This is a genomic window from Sphingobium limneticum (genome assembly GCF_008710155.1).
Taxonomy (GTDB): Bacteria; Pseudomonadota; Alphaproteobacteria; order Sphingomonadales; family Sphingomonadaceae; genus Sphingobium; species Sphingobium limneticum.
In genome coordinates this window covers 523500-541181 of sequence record NZ_VYPZ01000001.1, presented here as the reverse complement: position 1 = coordinate 541181, position 17682 = coordinate 523500, and the positions used below count along the sequence as shown (strand labels likewise).

Below are 17682 nucleotides of genomic sequence, written 5' to 3'. Positions count from 1 at the left end.
ACATTCGAGCCCAATCCCCTTTTCCAGGTTCCCGTGCCCGTCTAGGGCATGGGGCCTGGCCTGATCTGGGGACTAGACTTTGCGGGCGACGGCAGCACAAGCCCCGTCGCCCGCTGCGATTCAGAGACAGGCGGCCGGTTTCGCTGGCTGCACCTGAACCTGGCCGACCATGGCACACGACAATGGATCGCCACCGCCGATCAACTTTCGCCGCAGATACGCGACCTGCTGCTGGCGCCCGATACGCATCAACGCGCGCTGGTGGACGGGGACAGCGTAGGCTGCGTCCTGCATGATTTCGAACGCGATTTCGATGTCGCCGATACCGACCGGATTGGCGCGCTGCGCATCGCGCTGACGCCGACGCTGATGCTGACGACGCGGCTGCATCCCTTGCGATCGGCCGATATCGCCCGCAGCCGGCTGGAGCGCGGCGGTGGCGCGACGGTCAACGGCCCCGGTCAGGCGCTGGACCTGCTGGTTGGCGCGATGACCGCCAATATCGCGGAAATCGCCCGTACGCTCAGCCATGATGTTCAGAGCGCCGAGGATGCCTTTCTCGATGGCCATTACCCACCCGAACCGCGCGACTTGATCCGCATCCGCCGCCGTCTTGCCCAGATCCACCGGTTGCTGACCGGCATGCGTGGCGTGTTCCAGCGGCTGGAGGAGGATGAAGAACTGCCTGAAATCCTGCTCCCCACGGTGGAGAAGCTGGCCCAGCGATTACAGGCGGTCGACGCCGACATATTGGGTGTACAGGGGCAGTTGCGCCTGCTCCGTGACGAAGTGGATATTCAGGCGGCGCAACGCACCAACCAGAATCTCTACATCCTCTCCATCGTCACCGCGCTGATGCTGCCCGCGACATTGGTGACGGGCCTTTTCGGCATGAACACCGGCGGCATGCCGCTGGCGGAAGGGCCGCATGGCACATTGCTAGCGACCCTTATCGCCGGCGGGGCGGCCGGTGTCACCTATTGGCTACTGCGGCAGATGGGGTTCATGCGAAGATGAACCCCAAATCCTTCCGCTAGATCAAAGCGCCGATCCACCCAGCTTATAGGTCAGCTGCATGAACATGCTGCGACCCACACTGTCGAACCAGCTGATGTCATAATAGGGATAGGCGGCATAAGTTCTGTCCTTCACCGGCTTGCGATCCAGCAGGTTGGTGACCGACAGCGACCCGCGCAGATGATCGGTGAAATCATATTGCAGCGTCGAATTGAACAGGTAGCTCGCCTTGATATAGGCGTTCTCGTCATAATTGGGCAGCTTGCCCAAGCGCCCACCTTCCAGCGTCCATTTCAGCCCCTCGACCGCCCAGGTGATGCTGGCCGTGCTCTTGTCGCGCGGAATATAATAGCCGCTGGTCGCGGCCAGCTTGTTGATCGACGCATCGTCCGGATATTGGCGGAACTTGTGGTCGAATACATGGGTATGCGCCACCGACAGGCTGAACTCGCCAAAGCCGGTCGGCACGCTACCATGCACGGCGATGTCGATGCCGCTGGTCTTTTCATGCGCGATGTTGATCGGGTTGATCGACACGGAGTCCAGATAGCCTTCGTTGACGCCGCCGGTAAAGCGATGGACGCGCGTGATCGCATCCTGGCAGGTGGGCGAATTGATATCGACCGCCGCACCACCCATGGTCGTACCGATCCGGCAATCCGCTTCGTCGCGCAACAATGTGTCGATATCCAGATCCTGCACCTGGTTGGAGAGCGACACGCGGAAATAGTCGACCGACACGTCGAAATGGCGCGACGGCGACCAGACGATGCCGGCATTCAACGACTTCGCCGTTTCCGGCTTGAGCGTGCGATTGCCGTTGCGCTGGGCGACGATGCCTTCGCCGGCATAGCTGCAATCGCCCAGATCCTCGTCCGGCTCCTCGGTGCGGCAGCTATAATAGTCGGTCGCTGACGGATGAGTGTTGCCCGGCCCGGTAAAGACATAATGCAGGTCGGGCGCGCGGAAGCTGGTGCCGTAAGCAGCCCTCAGCAACAATGTGCTGGTCGGCCGCAATTCCGCGCCCCCATTATAGGTGAACTTGCCGATGCCATTGCCCGCAAAGCGGAAATGGTCGAAACGCGCCGCGCCCGACAATTGGAGGAAGCTCGTCACTGGCACGCGGAGTTCCCCGCCCAGCGCCCAATGGCTCCGCTTGCCCTTGCCTGCGCTGTCCTTCAGCCCATAATAATAGTCGGTCAGCGCCAGCGGATCGGGATTGAGGTCGTATCCCTGCTTGCCGATTTCGCCGACTGCGGCGAAGCCGACCGGGCCGGCCGGCAGGCTGAACAATTCGGTGCTGGTCAATGTGGCGGAGACGTTATCGGTCCAGCTCTTGGGATTATAGACGCTGTAGACGGCGATACTGTCATATTCCGCCTTGGTCAGCGGCGTGTAGAGCCGGGCCGGGTCGGCGTTGAAGATGGGATAGCCGCTATCCTCGTCCACGCCCTGCTGCGCGCCCAGGAACAGGGCGTTCGCCTTCGCCGCGATGATTTGCGGGAATTTGACCTTCGCCTTATATTCGCTGTGGTTGTAGGACAGCTCATAGGACCATTTGTCGGCGAAGCTGCCCTTGATCCCCGGCGTGATGCTGAAGGTCTGCTGCCGGTTGCGGGTCATGACATTGCCGAAGCCGCCCGACTCCTCCGGCGTGAACTGGCGATACCAATCGTCCAGCTGCCCATCGAAACTATTGTAGAAGGTCGTGTCGCTGCTGCCCGAACTATTCTGATAGCCCCAGCTCAGCACGTCGGACAGCAACGCCACCTTACTGATGCCGAACTGCGCATCGACGAACAATTGTGCCGCGTCCGACAATTCATAGCCGGCCGACGCAAAACTGTTGAAGCCTTCGCGTCGGGAAATAACCGTGCCGTAACCGATCGACGTGTTGCTGCCGCAGAAATAGCCCGGACCATAATCATCGAGCGCATCGTCAAAGGCGCCGTAGCGCGGGCGCGAGGCATAATAGGTGGACCCGCCATTCAGATAGGAAAGCGCACCACAGGTCGCCGCGCCCGGATCGACATATTCGTCGGCGTCGGGATTGTAGCGCAGAAAGGTGCGCCGGGCGAGCGGTACGGCGGTATCGGGATTGTCCGCCGTACTGTCCTGTATCTTGCGCTGATAGGCCCAGAGAGGCTTTTGCAGCAGATATTCCGCGCCCGCGACGATGTGGAAGCGATCGTTCGACCAGCCCGTCGTCGCAGTGATGCGGTGCGACGCGCCGCCGCCATGTTCGGTGCGGCCATGGCGATAGTCGAGCGTCGTGCCGTCGACCTTGTCCTTCAGCTTGAAGTTGATGACGCCCGCGATCGCGTCCGACCCGTAAATGGCCGACGCGCTGCCACTCAGCACTTCGACCTGTTCGATCAGGCCCAGCGGAATGTTGGACACGTCGGTGAAGTTGCTGCGCCCATTGAAGGGCAGGGGGAAGTCGGCGATGCGACGGCCATTGACCAGCACCAGCGTATGATTGGGACCAAGCCCGCGCAGATCGACCTGCTGCGCGCCGGGCGTGAAGCTGGCGCCGCTGAAGCTTTGCTGGCTTTGCGTCTCGCCTCCATTTTGCGTCACGGCGCGCAGGATGTCGGGTACGCTGGTATAGCCGTTGGCGCGGATCGTGTCGGCGGTAATGGTCGTGACCGGCGCCGGTCCTTCCTGCGCGGCGCGGGGAATGCGCGATCCGGTGACGATGATCTCGCTCTCTCCACTTGGCTCAGCGGCCGTCTGTGCCATCGCGCCACCCATCAGCGCCGGCAGGCTGCATCCCAGCCCCAGCGCCAGACGTATCGTTCCCGACAACCGCATATAACCCCCTGTTCGCGGCCCCAAATGCCGCATGTCCCCATATTTCTGCATATTACAACAGAAACGGCTTTCCGTTTCAATCAGACTGATGGCCGTCAGGAACATATTGTTTTGCGCTGTGGACAATATGTGACATGAAAATGCGCATATCGAGTGAAGGAGATTGATATGCGGCGCAGGCTGAAGGCCTTGATCGCGTTCGCCGCTCTGGCGACCACCATGGTGACAGCCCAGGCGAAGGAGGCGGGCTATCGCCATTATCGCCTTGGCAAACTGACCACGCCCACGCCCGATCCGGTGTCGGGAGGGCTGCTGCTGATGGGCGGGGGCGATCGCAATCACGACGCCATGCAATGGTTCTTCGCCAAGGCGGGCCATGGCCATATCGTCATCCTGCGCGCCTCGCAGGAGGGGCAGATCGGCGAGGAATTTTTCCGCGAACTGGGCGGCATCCAGTCCGCCGAAACCTTCGTCTTCACCAACCGCGCCGCCGCCACCGATCCCAAGATCCTCGCCAGCCTGAAACGGGCCGACGGCATCTTCATCGCCGGCGGCGACCAGGCCCGCTATGTCCGCTTCTGGAAGGGCACGCCCGTCGCCGCATTGCTCGACGCTCATGTCGCTGCGGGCAAGCCGATCGCGGGAACCAGCGCCGGCCTCGCCATGCTGGGCGAGAAGCTTTATGGCGCGATGGACGATGGCAGTATCACCAGCCCCGAAGCGCTGGCCGCCCCCTTCGGTCCCGCCAATACGATCGAGGGCGACTTCCTGCATCTCTCGTTGCTCAAGGGCATCGTCACCGACACCCATTTCAAGGAACGCGATCGCCTCGGCCGCCTCTTCGCCTTCGTCGCGAAGGCACAGGCGGGCCGCCCCACCGATCAGCCCGCCATGCTCGGCCTTGGCGTCGATGAAAGCGCTGCGCTGGCCGTCGAACCGGACGGCAGCAGCCATATCTACGCCACCGCGCCGGATGGCGGCGCCTGGCTGGTCGATGGCAGCAGCCTGCGCGGCCTCGATCCCAAAGGCCCGCTCAACGTCGCCCGCATCAAGGTGACGGGCATCGGCGCCAACTCCGTCCTGCACCTGCCGCAGGGCACGGTCGATCGCCCCCTGTTCGAGCGCATCTACAGCGCGCAGGGCGGCAAAGTGGCGCAGCCGCCCCGCTGGTCGCTGGCTATCCATGGCGGGGCGGGCGTGATCGAACGCGCCACCCTCTCGCCCGAAAAGGAAAAGGCCTATCGCGCTGGCTTGGACTCTGCACTCCGCGCCGGTGGTGCCGTCCTCGATAAAGGCGGCACTTCGCTCGATGCCGTCGAAGCGGCGGTGCGTGTGCTGGAGGATAACCCCCTATTCAATGCCGGTCGTGGCGCGGTCTTCACGGCAGAAGGACGCAACGAACTGGATGCCGCGATCATGGACGGCGCAACGCTCAAGGCGGGCGCTGTCGCCGGCGTTACCCGCACCCGCCATCCGGTGGATCTGGCCCGCGCGGTGATGGACAAGAGCCGCCATGTCATGCTGGCCGGGCCGGGCGCCGACCGCTTCTCGGTCGAACAGGGGTTGGAACAGGTCGACCCCGCTTATTTCAAGACGAACGAACGCTGGCAGCAACTGCTCGCCTGGCGCAGGAAACAAGCCGCAGCAGTCGATCGCACCCATTTGTTTGGCACCGTCGGCGCGGTGGCGCTGGACCAGCAGGGCAATCTGGCGGCGGCGACATCGACCGGCGGCATGACCGGCAAGCGCTGGGGCCGGGTCGGCGACTCCCCCATCATTGGAGCGGGCACCTACGCCAAAAATGGCCAGTGCGCCGTCTCGGCCACCGGGTCGGGCGAATATTTCATACGGGAAAGCGCTGCGCGCCAGCTGTGTGACCGCGTCGCCTGGCATGGCCAGACGCTGGCCGATGCCGCGCAATCGACCATAGACGCGGTCGGTGCAATCGGCGGCGATGGCGGCCTGATCGCCATGGGCGTCGATGGTGTTCCGGCCTTCGCCATCAACGACCTTGGCATGTATCGTGGCCGCATTTCGGCGGGCACGACGCCCCAGATCGCGATGTTCGCGGATGAAGCCATGAGCAATTAAATGCCCCATGGTGGCCCACGCCTGGACGAGGTGGATGAGCGGCTGCTGGCGCTGCTGCGACGGGATTCACGCCAGCCTATCGCTCAACTAGCCAAGGAATTGGGCGTATCGCGAGGCCATCTCTATTCGCGTATCGCCCGGCTGGAAGAAGAGGGGATCGTGGCGGGCTACACGATCCGCCTCGGCACCCAATTTTCCGCCAGCCGCATGCGCGCGCATATGATGATCAAAACGCTTCCCCGCTATCGCCGCGACGTGGAAAGCGCCCTCATGCGCATCGACGATGTTCAGGCCATCCATGCCATCAGTGGCGAATATGACATCATCGCCGTGCTGGAGGCGGAGGGCGGGGCCGAACTCAACGACATCATCGACGATATCGGCCAGCTGGACGGCATCGAAAAGACGACCACCCTGGTGCTGCTGGCGACGAAGCTGGAGCGTTGACGTCCCGCTCCGTCGCCTTCTGCAATCAGTAACGATCCGGCACGATCATGTCGTCCGACACCGGATGGCGAATATAGTCTGCGTTGCGCACCCGGTCGGGCAGCACCACGGGCGCCTTGGGTACATCCTCATAAGGGATCTGTTCCAGCAGATGGGCGATACAGTTGAGCCGGGCACGCTTCTTGTCGACCGCCTCGACCACCCACCAGGGGGCTTCGGGAATATGCGTATGCTCCAGCATCGTTTCCTTGGCGCGGGTATAATCCTCCCAGCGACGGCGCGACTCCACGTCCATCGGCGACAGCTTCCATTGCTTCAATGGATCATGGATGCGCATGGCAAAGCGGAACTGCTGTTCTTCGTCGGTGATGGAAAACCAATATTTGACCAGGATGATGCCCGACCGCACCAGCATCCGCTCGAATTCCGGGACCGATCGGAAGAATTCCTCGACATCCTCCTCCGAACAAAAGCCCATGACGCGCTCCACACCGGCCCGGTTATACCAGCTACGGTCGAACAGCACGATTTCGCCCGCTGCCGGCAGATGGGCGGCATAGCGCTGGAAATACCATTGGGTCCGCTCGCGCTCGTTGGGCGCGGGCAGGGCGGCCACCCGGCACACGCGCGGGTTCAGTCGCTGGGTGATACGCTTGATCGCGCCACCCTTGCCGGCTGAATCGCGCCCTTCGAACAGGACGACGACTTTCAGCCCCTTGTGCACCACCCAATCCTGCAGCCGGATCAGTTCATGTTGCAGGCGGAACAACTCGCGGAAATAGGTACGCCGCTCCAACTGCTCCCGATCGGGGTGCTCCTCCATGTCGGCGAGCATCGTCTCCAGCCGGTCCTCGTCGATCTCCATTTCCAGTTCCTCGTCGAAACTGTCGGCAATTTCCGCCTTGATCCGGTCCATGGCGAAGCTGGGGTCGTCGAAGGTCATGATGGCACTCTCGCTGCGATGGCAATACGCCTTCCTCGCATCGGGGGATGACAATGTGTTGACGGTGCGGTCGCCGACGACGGAAAAACGCTGCGATCCGCCGGCGGGCACGCTTATAGCATGGTAGCGAAACGGGAAGAGGATGGGATGGGGATGGACAGACGCGGGCCGCTCGTCGGGGTGAAGATTCTGGAAGTAGCGGGCGTGGGCCCCGGTCCTTTCTGCGGGATGATGCTGGCGGATATGGGCGCGACCGTCCTGCGGGTGGAGCGGGCCGGCGCACCGCCCATGGTTCCACCGGTCGACCCGGAGAAAAATCTGCTCCATCGCGGACGGGAAATGATCGGCCTCGATCTCAAGACGCCGGCGGGTGCCGCGCAACTCCTGTCTCTGGTCGAAACGGCCGATGTGCTGCTGGAGGGCTATCGGCCCGGCGTCATGGAACGGCTGGGTCTTGGCCCCGACATATGCCTCGCCCGCAATCCCGCGCTGGTCTATGCGCGCATGACCGGCTGGGGGCAGGACGGTCCGATGGCGCATCTGGCCGGCCACGATATCAATTATTTCGCCATGTCGGGCAGCCTGATGCTCTGCGGACCAGGGGATGAAAATCCTCGGCCGAACCTCAACATGGTTGCCGATATGGGCGGCGGCGGCATGATGATGGCCTTCGGTATCGTCTGTGCCCTTCTGGAGGTGCGCCAAAGCGGGCAGGGCCAAGTGGTCGATGCCGCCATGATCGAAGGGACGGCGCTGCTGTCCACCATGATCCATGGCTTTCGCGCGATGAACCTGTGGAGCGACCGGCGTGGCGACAATCTGCTGGACGGCGGCGCGCCCTTCTATGACATATATCGCACGGCGGACGGCCAATTCATGGCGGTCGGTGCGATAGAGCCCGCTTTCTATGCCGAATTGATCGCAGGATTGGGCATCGACGCCTCGGATCTGCCGGCCCAGCATGATCGCGACGCCTGGCCCCGGACGAAGGCGCGCTTCACATCCATATTCGCCGGCCGCACGCGGGACGAATGGGTGGCGGTGTTTGCCGGACGCGACGCCTGCGTCACCCCGGTCCTCTCACCGGACGAGGCGGCGGAGCACCCCCAGGCGCAGGCGCGTGGCATGTTCGGCCGACCCGGCGGCGTCCTGCAACCCATGCCCGCGCCCCGCTTCAGCAGAACCCCCGGCGCGATCGCCAGCCCGCCGCCGGCGACCGAAGTCGGGCTGGATGCGATCGACCCGGCATGGCGGACCTGATCCTCCGCTTGGCGCCAGGCCGGCCAGCGGCTATCCTCCATCCATGGAAACGCACGACCCCGCCTTGATCCTGCACGGCTATTGGCGTTCTGGGACCAGCTACCGCACCCGGATCGCCCTGAATATCAAGGGTCTGCGCTATGATCAGGTCAGCCACGACCTGCGCACGGGTGCGCAGCGCGCGCCCGATTATCTGGCGCTCAATCCTCAGGGGCTGGTCCCCGCGCTGGAGGCAGAGGGCCATGTTCTCACCCAATCCAGCGCGATCATGGAATGGCTGGACGAACGCTATCCCGATCCGCCGCTGCTGCCGAGAGGAGCGATCGACCGGGCAGTGGTCCGCAGCATGGCGATGCTCGTTGCCTGCGACATCCATCCACTCAACAATGCCCGCGTTCTCAACCGCCTGCGCGACGATCTTGGCGCTTCGCCGGAGGCTGTGAAGGGCTGGATCGCCCATTGGATCGCTCAGGGTTTCGGCGCGCTCGAAACGCTGGTGGCGCACCATGGTGGCCGCTTCTGCTTTGGCGACGCGCTGACGCTGGCCGATTGCCATATCGTGCCGCAACTCTATTCGGCGGAGCGTTTCGGCGTCGATTTAAGCGACTTTCCCCGATTGGTCGAAACGGTTGACCGCCTCCGCGCGGAACCGCCGGTCGCCGCGGCTCACCCGGACAGGCAGGCGGACGCAGGTTAATTTTCGCGTGGTTCGGCAGCGATGCTGAGTGGCGCGAACAGCGGATTTGTACGCAGGCTTGCCAGCGCGCTGGCCAGGTCGGCCTGACGGAACGGCTTGCCCAGCCTTGGCAGTCCTGCCGCAAGGCCGACCGCGTCGGAATAGCCAGACACGATCAACACCGGCAATGTCGGGTTGATCAGGGCCACTTCCTGCGCCAGTTCCACGCCGGTCATATTCGGCATGATATGGTCGGTGACGATGATGTCGACATGCCCCGCCAGCCGCAACTGGTCGATGGCTTCCGTACCCGATCGCGCCTCCAGCACCTTGAAGCCCAGATCGGCCAGCATATCCGCCGTACTGGCCCGCACCACATCCTCGTCATCCACCAACAGGGCCGTGCCGCTGAAGGCGCCTTGCGCAGGCACGCTGTCGGACGAGGCGACGGCATCCTTTTCGCTGACCGGCAACCACAGCGCCACCGACGTTCCATGCCCCGGCTCGCTCTCGATCCTGAGCGCGCCGCCCAATTGCAGCGCCAGTCCATGCGCCATCGACAGGCCTAGCCCGGTGCCACGACCCACGCCCTTGGTCGAGAAAAAGGGTTCGATCGCACGCCGCCGCGTATCGGCATCCATGCCGGTGCCGGTGTCCGCGACTTTCACCACGACATAGCGGCCCGGCTTCACGCCATCGGCCTGCTTCTTGAGTTGCTCGGTAAGCTGCGCCGATATCACGAACTCGCCGCCGATCGGCATGGCGTCGCGGGCGTTCACGGCCAGATTGAGCAACGCCATTTCCACCTGGTGCGCGTCGGCCAGCGCCGATGGCAGGTCCGCCGCCAGATCCAGCCGCACCTGCACCTGCGGCCCCAAAGTCGTGCCGACCAGTTCGGCCATCCCCAGGATCAGCGCCGCCAGATCGACGGGTTCGGGTTTCAACGGCTGCCGCCGCGCAAAGGCCAGCAGGCGCTGCACCAAGGTCCGTGCCCGGTCGGCGGAATCCAGCGCCCCGCTGATCAGCCGCTGCTCCCGCTCACCGCCCACCTGCCGCCGATGCAACAGGTCCAGGCTGCCAATGATCGGGGTCAGCAAATTGTTGAAGTCATGCGCGACGCCGCCAGTCAACTGGCCCATCGCCTCCAGCTTCTGCGACTGGCGCAGGGCATCCTGCGTCTGCACCAATTCGCGCGTCCGTTCCTCGACCAGATGTTCCAGCGTCGCGGCGGACGTGCGCAGTGCATCTTCCATCCGCTTGCGATCGGTCATGTCGATCGAAATCCCGGCAAGGCCGGTGGTAGCCCCATCCGCCAGCCGCGCCGGCTGCGCCTGCACGGCTATCCAGCGGACCTCGCCCTCGGGCGTCAGCACCCGATATTCGATGTCATAAACGCAACCGCTGTTCAGGCTCTCGCGGATGGCGGCATTCACCCGCTCGCGATCATCGGCATGGATCGCGGCCTGCAAATCGGCATAGCTGAATGGCTGTTCCGGATCGCGACCGAAATTGCGGCGGCACAGTGCAGAGGCATCCAATTCCCCGGTCGCCATGTCATAGGTCCACGCGCCCATCCGCCCCGCCGTCAGGATCAGCGATCGCTGCCGCCCGCTTTCCTCCATCTCGTGGATCAGCCGGGCGTTTTCTACCGCGATCGCGGACAGGCGCGCCAGCCCCTCCAGCCGATCGATCGTCGCCTGATCATGCGCGCCGGCTTTGGACCAATAGGCGCCCAGCGCTGCGACGGGGGACGGCCGGCCGATCGGCGCCATCATCAGGCTGCGCACGAAAGTCGGGCGATAGGCATCCTGCGGCACGCGATCGTCAAGTGCGACGTCGGGGATGACCACCGTCTGGCCATGGTGCATCGCCCACCCCGACACGCAACTTGTGGCGGGGAAGCGAGAGCCGGACCAAAGCGGCCCGATCGCATCTTCGGCGACATAATGGCAAAGGTCGCCATCCTTCAGGACGACAGCAATCCCTTCCGCTCCAATTGCGGACCGGGCGGTCTGGCGCAGCACTTCCACGACTTCCGCCATGGACCGCGCTGCGGCCAGCCGCTCGCTCGCCTCGATCAGAAAGCTTTGCGCGTTGGATACATCCCGGTCCGACGATGGCGATCCATCCAGCATATGCACTCCCGTTCACGCTCTTCTATCGACTTCTGTCGGAAAAGGCGATCCGCAAAGCTTTATAACGCCATGGGGATAATGGAATTTAAACGCCCCGCCATTTCGACGGGCAAGCGCGACAAATCGCATTAATGCAGATCAGGATCATATCGTCCGTGCAGGACAGTTCTTGCACTGCAAGCGCAACAATCGCTAGTCGGGTGCCCGACACCAGTATAGGCGAGAGGCCCATGGCAACGATAAAAACAGCTTTCGGTTCGCTCTCGCTGACGCGTGGCTCGGTCTGGTCGATTCTCGGATTATTGATCGGCCTCGGCTTTTTCGCGGTGAGCGGCACGATCGCCTATCGCAACATCCAGACGCTGCGGGAAAGCGATACGGCGGTGCGGCATACGCACAGCGTCCTCATCGCGCTCGACGAGCTTCTGTCGACCGCGCAGGATGCCGAAACCGGGCAGCGCGGCTATCTGTTGACCGGTACCCAGGCCTATCTGGAACCCTATAATAGTGCCGTCGCGGCGTTGGCCGCACGGATGGATAGCGTCGTCACGCTGACGCAGGACAATCCCGCGCAGCAAGCCAACGTCATCGTATTGAAGCGTCATGTCGACGCGAAACTGGCCGAATTGCGCGAAACCGTCGATCTGCGCCGCAGCAGGGGCATCGCTGCCGCGCTGGAGGTCGTGACCACCGATCGCGGCAAGATTGAGATGGACGCGATCCGTGCCCAACTGAACAATATGGCGCAGGAAGAATTGCGCCTGCGCGCTATTCGGCTGGAGGATATGACGGTCGCATCGCAGACCGCGATCACCAGCGGTATCGTCACCAGCCTGATCGGCGCGGGCCTGACACTTGCCATTTTCATCCTGATGCGCATCGCCAGTCGGTCGCGCATCCGTCAGCAATGGCTGCAGGCCGGGCAATTGGGCCTGTCCGCCGCCATGCGCGGCGAAAAGTCGATCGAGGAACTGGGTGAGGCGATCCTCACTTTCTTCGCTCGCTATCTCGGCTTTCAGGGCGGCGCTTTGTTCAAGGGGGAAGGCGGCCGTTTCCAGCGCGCCGCCACGATCGGCATCCCGTCCGATGCGCATCTGCCCGACGGTTTTCTGGTCAAGGAAGGGCTGTTGGGTCAGGTCGCGGCAGAGGGCCGGGCGCTTGTCCTTCAGGATATTCCCGATGGCTATCTCACCATTGGTTCGGCGCTGGGTCGCGACCGGCCCCGCCATCTGGTCATCGTGCCGGCGACCGCGGATGAAGTGGTCAACGCCGTCATGGAACTGGGCTTTTTCCAGCCGGTCGACAGCGCAACCTTGACCTTGCTGGAACAGGCTGCCCCCGCGATCGGCATCGCTCTGCGATCCGCCCGCTTTCGCGCACGGTTACAGGACGCGCTGGAGGAAACCCAGCGTCAGTCGGGTGAATTGCAGGCGCAGAGCGAGGAACTGCGCGTCTCCAACGAGGAACTGGAGGAGCAGGGCCGCGCGCTCAAGGAATCGCAGGTCCGGCTGGAACAGCAGCAGGTCGAACTGGAACAGACCAACAGCCAGTTGGAGGAACAGGCCCAGACGCTTGAAAATCAGCGCGACGAGCTGGAGCGCGGCGCCGCCAACCTCACGGTCAAGGCGCGCGAGCTGGAACAGGCCAGCCAGTACAAGTCCGACTTCCTGGCCAACATGTCGCACGAATTGCGCACGCCGCTCAATTCGCTGCTGATCCTCTCCAAGCTGTTGGGCGACAATCCCGACGGCAATATGAGCGCCGATCAGGTCAAATTTGCCCGCACGATCGAGTCCTCGGGCAACGATCTTCTGACCCTCATCAACGACATTCTCGACCTGTCGAAGATCGAGGCCGGCCATATTCAGGTCCAGCCCGAAACCGTCCCATTGCAACGACTGGCCGGCGACATTCGCCAGATGTTCCAGCCGATCGCCGAAAGCCGCGAACTGGCTTTCGAAATCGAGATAGCGCCCGACTGCCCTCGCGCGATCGAAACGGACCGGATGCGGATCGAACAGATCCTCAAGAACCTCCTGTCCAACGCCTTCAAATTCACCGAGCAGGGCAAGGTCAGCCTGACCCTGTCCCCGGCGGAAGGCGGTCGTCTGGCGCTGGCGGTGCGGGATACCGGCATCGGCATGTCGCCCGAACAGCAGGGCCATATTTTCGAAGCTTTCCATCAGGCCGATGGCGCGATCAGCCGTCGCTACGGCGGCACCGGCCTAGGCCTCTCCATCTCGCGCCAGCTTGCCCGCCTGCTGGGCGGCGCCATCACGCTGGAAAGCGAACCGGGCAAGGGCAGTCTCTTCACCCTCACCGTACCGCTGGCGATCGATCCCGCGACCGTCGCGTCGCGCGAAGTCCCGGCGCCGGCCCTCGTAGAGGCTGCTGCGCCGGTGCCCACAGCCAGCCCGTCGCCTGTCCGCGTCACGCCGGCATCGGACTGGACGCTGGAGGATGATCGCGCCGCAATTGCCGAAGGCCGCCGCCTGCTGCTGGTGATCGAGGATGACGATGTCTTCGCCTCGATCGTGCGCGATCTGTCGCGCGACATGGGGTTCCAATGCATCATCGCCGGCACGGCCGAAGAAGCGGTGCGTCTGGCGCGCGACTATATGCCAAGCGCCGTCGTCCTCGACCTCGGCCTGCCCGACCAGTCGGGCCTGACCGTGCTGGATCGCCTCAAGCATGACGATGCGACCCGGCACATCCCGATCCACGTCGTGTCCGCTTCCGACCATAGTCAGGCGGCATTGTCGCTGGGCGCGGTCGGCTATCTGGTGAAACCGGTCAAGCGCGAGCAGTTGGCCGAAGTGCTTCAGGGTTTGCAGGACAAGCTTGCGACCCGCATGCGCCGCGTCCTCATCGTGGAGGATGATCCGGTCCAGCGCGACGCCGTCGCCCGCCTGTTGCTGACCGACGATGTCGAAACGATCGGCGTCGGCAGCGCGGCCGAATGTCTGGAACAGCTGCGCCAGCAGACATTCGATTGCATGGTGCTGGACCTGACCTTGCCCGACACCTCCGGCTTCAAGCTGCTGGAAACGCTGAGCGAGGAGGGCGATCATGGCTTCCCGCCGGTGATCGTCTATACAGGGCATGACCTGTCGCCCGACGACGAGCAGCGCCTGCGCCGCTATTCCAGTTCGATCATCATCAAGGGCGCGAAGTCGCCCGAGCGGCTGTTGGATGAGGTGTCCCTCTTCCTGCATCAGGTCGTGTCGGAATTGCCACCCGAACAGCGCAAGATGATCCAGAAAGCGCGTAACCGCGACGCCGCGCTGGAGGGTCGCCGCATCCTCATCGTGGAGGATGACGTGCGCAACGTCTATTCGCTGACCAGCGTGCTGGAACCGCGCGGCGCGGCGGTGCAGATCGCCCGCAACGGGCAGGAAGCGCTGGATGCGCTCGCCGCCGCGTCGGACGATCCGGCCAAGACGATCGACCTTGTTCTGATGGATGTAATGATGCCGGTTATGGATGGCCTCACCGCCACGCGCACGATCCGGAACGACACGCGCTGGTCTGCGTTACCGATCCTCATGCTGACGGCCAAGGCTATGCCCGACGACCAGCAAAGATGTCTGGAGGCGGGGGCGAACGACTATATGGCAAAGCCCATCGATGTGGACAAACTCCTCTCGCTGGTGCGCGTATGGATGCCGCGCTAGTGCCGGACGGTCCGATGCAAAATGGGGTAGAGGATATCGAGATCCAGCTGCTGCTGGAGGCGCTGTATCAGCGTTATCATTATGATTTCCGTCATTATGCGCGCGCCTCGATAAAGCGCCGCCTGCTTCAGGCACGCAGCCAGCTTGGATTTGCCAGCTTTTCCGCGATGCAGGACCACCTCCTGCACGATCCCGCCACGCTGCCGCGCCTGCTCAACTATCTGACCGTGCAGGTCAGCGAGATGTTCCGTGACCCCTCCTATTTCCGTGCGCTGCGGGAAAAGGTGATCCCGCATCTGCGCACCTATCCTTCGCTCAAGGTCTGGGTCGCCGGGTGCAGCCATGGTGAGGAGCTTTATTCGCTCTCCATCCTCTTCCGAGAGGAGGGGCTGGACCAGCGCACGCTGTTCTACGCGACGGATATCAATCCCGATGCGCTGCGGGCGGCGGAGGCCGGTGTCTACCCGCTGGAACAGATCCGCAAATTCACCGAAAACCATCAGAAATCCGGCGCGCGATCGTCGCTGTCCGACTATTATACCGCCGATTATGGCCGCGCCGTCTTCGACAAGAGCCTGCGCTCGCAAGTGGTGTTTTCCGACCATAGCCTCGTGACCGATGCGGTTTTTGCCGAAATGCACCTGATTTCCTGCCGCAACGTGCTCATCTATTTCGATCGCGCGTTGCAAGACCGGGCGCTCGGCCTGTTCCGCGACTCCCTCGCGCGCAAGGGGTTCCTTGGCCTTGGCTCGAAGGAAAGCCTGCGCTTTTCCGCCCACGCCCCCGCCTTTGCCGATTTCGTGCGCGAAGAGAAAATCTACCAGAGGCAGGACGTATGAGCGTGGCCCCTGTCGAAGCCATTTCGATCGGCGCGTCGGCGGGCGCCGTGCAGGCGCTGCTGCGCATTCTGCCCGCGCTGCCGGCCGACTATCCGATCCCCCTGTTCATCGTCGTCCATGTGCCGCCCGATCGCAGCAATGCGCTGGTGTCCCTGTTCGCTGCGAAATGCCAAATTGCCGTGCGGGAAGCGGAGGACAAGGAGCCGATCCTGCCCAGCACCGTCTATTTCGCGCCATCCGACTATCATCTGCTGGTGGAGGCGGACCGGTCGCTGTCATTATCGATGGACGAACCGGTCAATCACAGCCGCCCCGCCATCGACGTGCTGCTGGAAAGCGCGGCCGATGCCTATGGTCCGGCGCTGGCCGCCATCGTCCTGACCGGCGCCAATCATGACGGCGCGGCGGGGCTGAAGGCCGTATGCGCCGCCGGCGGCACCGCCATCGTGCAGGATTTCGCCGATGCGCAGGTCGCCACCATGCCCGAAGCGGCGCTGACGGCCTGTCCGTCCGCGCGTGTGATGACCCTGGACGATCTTATCCCCTATCTTCTGACACTGGCGGCGACATGACGAGCGAGACGCACCCCATCTACTGCCTGCTGGTCGACGATCTGGCGGAAAATCTGCTCGCGCTGGAGGCGCTGCTTCAGCGCGACGGTCTTGTCTGCCTCAAGGCGCGGTCGGGCGAAGAGGCGCTGGAACTGCTGTTGGTCCATGACGTCGCGCTGGCCCTGCTCGACGTCCAGATGCCCGGCATGGATGGTTTCGAACTGGCCGAATATATGCGCGGCAACGAACGCGCCCGCCATGTTCCGATCATCTTCGTGACCGCCGGCACCACCGACCTGCAACGCCGTTTCCGCGGCTATGAAGCGGGCGCCGTGGACTTCATCCAAAAGCCGATCGAAGCGGACATATTGCGGTCGAAAGCCGCCGTCTTCTTCGACCTGCATGATCAGCGGCGCCAGATCGTGGCGCAGCGCGACGAAATGGCGAAGCTCGCCGCCGCTTTGCAGTCAGCCGACCGACGCAAGAATGAATTTCTCGCCATCCTTGGCCACGAACTGCGCAATCCCATCGCCGCGCTCGCCGCCGGCCTGCACCTGCTGGAACGGCGCGAAGGCACCGACGCCGCTAGGGAGATACGCGGCCGCATGGACCGCCATGTCCAGCATCTCGCCCGCCTGATCGAGGATATTCTGGACATCGCCCGCATCGATCAGGGCAAGATTTCGCTGAAGACGCAGCGCATTTCGCTCCAGGACGCGCTCGGCTTCGCGGTGGAGGCCTGCCAGCCGGCGATCGAGGCCGCGCAGCATCGGCTCGTCCTCGATATCACCGACCAGCCCGTCTGGCTGGACGCCGATTATGCCCGCATCGTCCAGATCGCCTCGAACCTGCTCAACAATGCGGCCAAATATACGCCGGCGGGCGGTGAAGTACGCCTGACCGCGCGGGTGGTCGATGGCTGGGCGGAGATAGAGGTGGCGGATACCGGCATCGGCATCCCTGCCGATATGCAGGCCCGCATCTTCGACCTGTTCGCCCAGGTGAAGAAACCCAATGGCGATCAGCAGGACGGCCTTGGCATCGGCCTCGCACTGGTGCGGCAACTGGTCGCGCTACATGGCGGCGCGCTCTCGCTCAAGCGGAGCGTGCCGGGCGAGGGGAGCATCTTCCAGGTGCGCCTTCCCACGGTGGAGGCACTGGTCGCCTGATCCTTTTCGGCCACAGTCTGCCGCTTCTATTGCTGCGGCCAGTGCTAATGACTTGCAACAGCCTTG

General features: G+C 63.5%; 12 protein-coding genes. 9 read left to right on the top strand and 3 right to left on the bottom strand.

The window, feature by feature from the left end; all coding sequences use genetic code 11:
- Positions 1 to 48 precede the first annotated feature (48 nt).
- A complete protein-coding gene (locus F4U94_RS02075) occupies positions 49 to 1017 on the top strand; it encodes a transporter (RefSeq protein ID WP_120252989.1) in 969 nt (322 codons plus the stop codon).
- A gap of 21 nt (positions 1018 to 1038) precedes the next feature.
- On the opposite strand, the gene F4U94_RS02070 is transcribed toward F4U94_RS02075, so the two are convergent.
- The gene (locus F4U94_RS02070) at positions 1039 to 3831 is read right to left on the bottom strand and encodes a TonB-dependent receptor plug domain-containing protein (protein ID WP_120253540.1); all 2793 of its coding nucleotides are present in this window, start codon (positions 3829 to 3831) and stop codon (positions 1039 to 1041) included.
- 168 nt (positions 3832 to 3999) lie between these two features.
- Between F4U94_RS02070 and F4U94_RS02065 the strand changes: the two genes are divergently transcribed.
- Positions 4000 to 5922, top strand: a complete 1923-nt coding sequence (locus F4U94_RS02065) for an isoaspartyl peptidase/L-asparaginase (RefSeq protein WP_120252990.1) — start codon at positions 4000 to 4002, stop codon at positions 5920 to 5922.
- The gene (locus F4U94_RS02060) at positions 5923 to 6369 is read left to right on the top strand and encodes an Lrp/AsnC family transcriptional regulator (protein WP_120252991.1); all 447 of its coding nucleotides are present in this window, start codon (positions 5923 to 5925) and stop codon (positions 6367 to 6369) included. It begins immediately after the preceding gene.
- Between the two features lie 25 nt (positions 6370 to 6394).
- On the opposite strand, the gene ppk2 is transcribed toward F4U94_RS02060, so the two are convergent.
- Positions 6395 to 7312 carry a polyphosphate kinase 2 gene (gene ppk2 / locus F4U94_RS02055; protein ID WP_120253541.1) on the bottom strand — a complete coding sequence of 306 codons (918 nt, stop codon included), beginning with the start codon at positions 7310 to 7312 and terminating at the stop codon, positions 6395 to 6397.
- Positions 7313 to 7465: 153 nt separating this feature from the next.
- On the opposite strand from ppk2, the gene F4U94_RS02050 reads away from it, so the two are divergent.
- Both F4U94_RS02050 and maiA read left to right on the top strand, forming a co-directional pair.
- Positions 7466 to 8572 carry a CaiB/BaiF CoA transferase family protein gene (locus F4U94_RS02050; RefSeq protein ID WP_170271890.1) on the top strand — a complete coding sequence of 369 codons (1107 nt, stop codon included), beginning with the start codon at positions 7466 to 7468 and terminating at the stop codon, positions 8570 to 8572.
- Between the two features lie 43 nt (positions 8573 to 8615).
- Complete coding sequence (maiA, locus tag F4U94_RS02045) at positions 8616 to 9269, top strand: maleylacetoacetate isomerase (protein WP_120252993.1); 654 nt, start codon at positions 8616 to 8618, stop codon at positions 9267 to 9269.
- On the opposite strand, the gene F4U94_RS02040 is transcribed toward maiA, so the two are convergent.
- Positions 9266 to 11383, bottom strand: coding sequence for an ATP-binding protein (locus F4U94_RS02040; protein WP_120253542.1), 2118 nt, complete (start codon positions 11381 to 11383; stop codon positions 9266 to 9268). The two genes, maiA and F4U94_RS02040, sit on opposite strands and share 4 nt — an antisense overlap.
- Before the next feature lie 230 nt (positions 11384 to 11613).
- Between F4U94_RS02040 and F4U94_RS02035 the strand changes: the two genes are divergently transcribed.
- Genes F4U94_RS02035 through F4U94_RS02020 form a run of 4 tightly spaced genes read left to right on the top strand, consistent with a single transcriptional unit; the run spans position 11614 to position 17616 of the window.
- Complete coding sequence (locus tag F4U94_RS02035) at positions 11614 to 15057, top strand: response regulator (RefSeq protein ID WP_120252994.1); 3444 nt, start codon at positions 11614 to 11616, stop codon at positions 15055 to 15057.
- Entirely contained in the window at positions 15042 to 15896 is an 855-nt protein-coding gene (locus tag F4U94_RS02030; RefSeq protein WP_197716462.1) for a CheR family methyltransferase, read from the top strand. Before F4U94_RS02035 ends, F4U94_RS02030 begins: the two co-directional genes overlap by 16 nt.
- Positions 15893 to 16468, top strand: a complete 576-nt coding sequence (locus F4U94_RS02025) for a chemotaxis protein CheB (RefSeq protein ID WP_120252995.1) — start codon at positions 15893 to 15895, stop codon at positions 16466 to 16468. Before F4U94_RS02030 ends, F4U94_RS02025 begins: the two co-directional genes overlap by 4 nt.
- Entirely contained in the window at positions 16465 to 17616 is a 1152-nt protein-coding gene (locus tag F4U94_RS02020) for a hybrid sensor histidine kinase/response regulator (RefSeq protein ID WP_120252996.1), read from the top strand. Before F4U94_RS02025 ends, F4U94_RS02020 begins: the two co-directional genes overlap by 4 nt.
- The last annotated feature ends 66 nt before the right edge of the window (positions 17617 to 17682 follow it).